This window comes from Agromyces binzhouensis (assembly GCF_004135055.1).
GTDB lineage: Bacteria > Actinomycetota > Actinomycetes > Actinomycetales > Microbacteriaceae > Agromyces > Agromyces binzhouensis.
The window spans coordinates 1-4,352 of the sequence record NZ_SDPL01000266.1; the positions used below are offsets into that span (position 1 = coordinate 1).

Genomic DNA, 4,352 nt, shown 5'->3' on the forward strand with positions numbered 1-4,352 from the left:
GCCCGTCGCGGCTGCCGCGTGGGCGCCGTCGGGACCCTCGTCGGCGCGGCGGGCCGGCGCGGGATCGACCGGCCATCGGGCACCTCGACCGGCTCGGGCGCGATCACGAGACCGTCGCGCGAGGCCGCGACATCCGCCAGCAGTTCGAGCCAGGCGCGGTTCATGGCGGGTCGACGCCGGTCGGCGTACCGGAACTCCAGGGCGACCGACGGGCCGAGCCACAGGCCCACCTCGCGGCCGTCGACCGTCGCCGTGAACGCGAAGTGCTCACGTCGCCGGAGCTTGCCGAGGATCACCACCTGGAGGTGTGCGAGCGTGCGGTCGTCCACGGGGATCGACAGTCGGCTGTCATAGACGAGGGTTCCCATCTCGGCCGGACTCCTTCCGACTGTGCGGGGGGTGAGGATTCGCGAGCGGTGCCGACCATCGCGGTCCCCCTCCGTCGAGGTCATGCACCGCTCGCGCTGAGAACGCTACGCCCTCGCAGGCGAGCGCTGGGCAGGCAGGGGCGGAATCTTCCGAATCCGGATATCCCGAAACTCAGGATCGGCGACGTACACTTACCCGATCCGGTACGCCCCGACGCCGGGAACGAGGGAGATGCATGGTCGGACTGGCCCGGTCCGCGATCGACACGCGCGACCCCGAGGCGGCGCGCGATGCCTTCGCGCCCATGGTCCCGCGGCTCGCCTTCGGCCGGGCCGACCCGTCCGAGTTCCGCGTGCGGCTGAGGTTCGACGCCGCGCCCTCGTTCACCGTGATCGAATACGCGTTCTCGGCACCCGCCGCGAGCGTCGCCGGCGCCGACGACCTCGTCGTGATCTCCGCGAAGGGCCGCGGCTTCGACCTGCGCCACGGGCGCACCCCCGTCGACACCTCGCTGCCGTACCTGCAGGCGCCCGAGGGGCTCGCCGCGACCTGGGACGCGGTCGCCGCGCGCGCCATCATGCTGGACCGCGCGGGCGTCGCCGCCGTCGCCCGGGCGATCACGGGCGACGCCGAGGTCGAGCCGGGATTCGTCACCGTCGCGCCGCGGAGCGCGGAGCTCGGCCGTCACTGGCAGCGGATCGCGCACCGGGTGCGAGAGGCGATGCTCGTCACCCCCGAGGCGTTCGCGGAGCCGCTCATCGCCGCCGCCGCGTTCAACCGGCTCGCCACGGCCTACCTGCATGCGTTCCAGGTGGTCGCCCTCGACCTCGAGGGGCGACGGATGTCGTTCGGCGCGCGCTCGCGGACCGTGCGGGCCGCCGTCGACCACATGCACGCGCACGCCGCCGAACCGATCTCGGTCCAGGACATCGCGGCCGCGCTGCACATCTCGGTCCGCGGACTCCATTCCGCGTTCGCCGCGGAACTCGGCCAGTCGCCGTCCGAGCACCTGCGCGGCATCCGCCTCGCCGGAGTGCGCGACGAGCTGCGCTTCGCGCCGCCCGACCAGGGCATCGCGGCCGTCGCCCGCCGGTGGGGGTTCGCGCACCTCTCCCGCTTCGCCGGGACGTACGCCCGCGAGTTCGGCGAACTCCCCTCGGAGACCGTCGGCGCGCGATTGCGCGCGGTGCCTACAGTCGCGCGAGGATGAAGTCCACGCGCTCCGTCGGCGGGAGCACGGGGACGCACGGCGGATCGCTGCAAAGAGGCAATTGCCGCCACCGTCCCACCGGAGTAGCATTCGCGCCGGACGGAGCGGAAGCCGGTTCCGGGGATCGGGGGATTCCGCGCCACGGCGGTCGGGAGAGGGCATGCCGAACACCGTCGAGCAGGCGATCGCGTTCGCACGCGCGCACCCCACGAAGGATGTCGGGCAGATCGATTCGTCGTGGGCGGGATGGTGCGCCGCGCTGGTGTTCTGGGCCGGCGACTTCGGCCGTTCGTTCGGGACCGCGCTGGAGGCGGGGTCCTCTTCCGGGCCCCTCCGCGCCGACTGGCGGACCGCACCGCGCGGCGCGATCCACTACTGGGCGGGCGTCTTCATCGACGGCGTCGAGTGCGGGCACACGGCCATCGATATCGGCGGCGGCAACCATACGTTGCTGATGGCGTCCTCCCGGGTCGACAACTTCGGTACCGCGATCGGGACGATCGCATTCGCCGACTACGACCAGCCGAGCTACCGCGGATGGTCGATGAGGTGGGGCTCGGAGACGCTGGCTGGCGTGGACGCGCTCGGGCGTCCGAGACCCGACGATGAAAGGGACGACGACATGACCTTCCGCATCGTGAACCCGACCGACCCAGGCGACAATGCGCTGTACGCGCTCTCCGACTCGGGTCGGTGGGTGAAGATCAGCAACCCGGCCGATCTGGTGCTCCTCCAGAAGTTCCGATCCGGAGACATCAGCGACATCACCAAGGGCCAGGTGAGCATCGTCAGGCGGTACCTCCAGAAGCTCTCGCCGAGTTCGCCCCCCTTCGACCCACAGGCGTTCGCCGCGGCCGTCGCCAAGCGCCTGGTGGGGCGAGTCAACGACTCGACGGATGTCGAGCAGGCGGTGAACGAGGCGATCGAGGAGCAGACGCCTCCGCTCGAGGAGGATCCGCTGATCGTGCGGCCCGGATGACGAGGCCGAACCCCTCCGAGCCCGGTCCGGCATGACGGGCTCGACCCGCGCCCGGCATTGCGACGGCGTGCGGTGCCTACAGGCGCGCGAGGCTGAAGTCCACGCGCTCCGGCGGCGGGAGCACGGGGACGCGGACGACCGGGATCGGCAAGGACAGGTAGACCTCGAGCCTGAGGTCGTGGATACGACGCTGGGCAGCGGCATCCTCGGTCCTCGCCTAGTCGGCGTGCAGCGGCAGCAGGTCCATGATGAATGGCTTGCGGTATCGCACGAGCTGAAGGGCCAGCACGTACGGCATCGGGCGGTGGAGCGTCACGGATTCCGCGACGCGGGCCCGCCGCCGTACGCTGGCGTGACGGCGACGACGCCGGAGGACCCATCGGCAGGAGGCGCGGCGGATGACCGGGTGGCGGATTCGCGAATTCCATCGGGATGACCTCGACGGCATCCTCCATCTCTGGGAGCACGCGACGACCTCGCCGATCGAGCCGGTCTACGGGCTCAGCGAGGTGCTCGCCTCCTGCGAGAAGGACGACGCGCTGGTCGCCGTCCACGGCGAGGAGGTCGTCGGCGCCGTCGTCGGCCGGGCGGCCCACAACCAGGGCTGGATCGTGTTCCTGGCGACGACGCCCGAGTGGCGAGGTCGGGGGATCGGCACCGCGCTCCTCGCCGCCCTCGAGAAGAAGATGGAGCCGCACGGCCTCGGCAAGCTGTCCGCGCTCGTGCCCGAGGCGGAGGAGACGCGCGTCGACGCGTTCCGACGGCAGGGCTTCGAGCTCCGCCAGCACCTCCGCTACTACGAGCGGCGCATCCCGGTCCAGCGGGAGGAGCTCAGCTCGCTCGCCGAGCTCGGCGGACGCATCCTCCCGCGCGACCTCTGGGAGGCCGTCGCCGGCATGCGCCGTGAGAAGGAGATCCTCGAGCAGCGGCTCGTCATGCCCCTCGCCGAGCCGGACCTCGCGGAGCGGTTCGGCGTGGTCCCGCCGCGCGCCGTCGTGCTGTTCGGCCCGCCCGGAACCGGCAAGACGACCTTCGCGAAGGCGATCGCCTCACGACTGGAGTGGTCGTTCGTCGAGGTCTTCCCGTCACGTCTCGCGGCCGACCCGGGCGGGCTGGCCGGGGCGCTCCGCGACACCTTCACGAAGATCGCGGAACTCGAGCACGCGGTCGTGTTCATCGACGAGGTCGAGGAGATCGCGGCGCAGCGCTCCGGCGAACCGCCGTCGCCGCTCCAGGGCGTCACGAACGAGCTCCTGAAGATCATCCCCGCGTTCCGCGAGCAGCCCGGCCGGCTGCTCGTGTGCGCCACGAACTTCATCCGCGCGCTCGATACCGCGTTCCTGCGCCACGGCCGCTTCGACTACGTCATCCCCATCGGCCTTCCGGACGAGACGGCGCGGACGGCGATCTGGCGGCGCTACATCCCGGAGGCCGTCGCCGCCGATGTCGACCTCGCCGTGCTGGTCGAGCGGACCGCGGGGTTCTCCCCGGCCGACATCGAGTTCGCCGCCCGCAGTGCGTCGCAGCGCGCGTTCGAGGCCGCGCTCTCGAGCGGGACGGATGCCGCGGCCGAGCGTCCCGGGCCGACGACCCACGACTACCTGGAGGCGATCTCCGGCACGCGGACGACGGTGTCCGCGGAGACGACGGCGGCGTTCCTGGAGGACATCGAGGCGCTCGCGCGCGTGTAGCGGGGAGCGCGCCCGGGCCGACGCTGCCGACCGCGAGCCGGGTCCGGCCGGGTCGGAGCGGCACCGCTCAGGAGGGCGGCAGCGAACCGCCCGGGGTGCCGGG

Annotated in this window: 4 protein-coding genes; 3 read left to right on the top strand and 1 reads right to left on the bottom strand. The window is 72.1% G+C overall.

Annotated elements, in window-relative coordinates; genetic code table 11:
• The coding region (locus ESO86_RS12195; RefSeq protein WP_242492346.1) for a DUF7882 family protein at window positions 1-368 on the bottom strand (368 nt) is incomplete at its 3' end.
• 236 nt (window positions 369-604) lie between these two features.
• On the opposite strand from ESO86_RS12195, the gene ESO86_RS12200 reads away from it, so the two are divergent.
• The 3 genes from ESO86_RS12200 (at window position 605) to ESO86_RS12210 (ending at window position 4,249) form a co-directional block, all read left to right on the top strand.
• Window positions 605-1,579 (top strand): helix-turn-helix transcriptional regulator, encoded by a 975-nt coding sequence (locus tag ESO86_RS12200; RefSeq protein ID WP_129235275.1) that lies wholly within the window; start codon window positions 605-607, stop codon window positions 1,577-1,579.
• Window positions 1,580-1,739: 160 nt separating this feature from the next.
• Window positions 1,740-2,558 (top strand): hypothetical protein, encoded by an 819-nt coding sequence (locus tag ESO86_RS12205; RefSeq protein WP_129235276.1) that lies wholly within the window; start codon window positions 1,740-1,742, stop codon window positions 2,556-2,558.
• 398 nt (window positions 2,559-2,956) lie between these two features.
• Complete coding sequence (locus tag ESO86_RS12210; protein WP_129235277.1) at window positions 2,957-4,249, top strand: ATP-binding protein; 1,293 nt, start codon at window positions 2,957-2,959, stop codon at window positions 4,247-4,249.
• Window positions 4,250-4,352 lie beyond the last annotated feature (103 nt).

Coding starts and splice junctions, on each gene's coding strand:
- ESO86_RS12200 (WP_129235275.1), top strand. CDS start 605: ATGGTCGGACTGGCCCGGTCCGCGATCGACACGCGCGACCCCGAGGCG.
- ESO86_RS12205 (WP_129235276.1), top strand. CDS start 1,740: ATGCCGAACACCGTCGAGCAGGCGATCGCGTTCGCACGCGCGCACCCC.
- ESO86_RS12210 (WP_129235277.1), top strand. CDS start 2,957: ATGACCGGGTGGCGGATTCGCGAATTCCATCGGGATGACCTCGACGGC.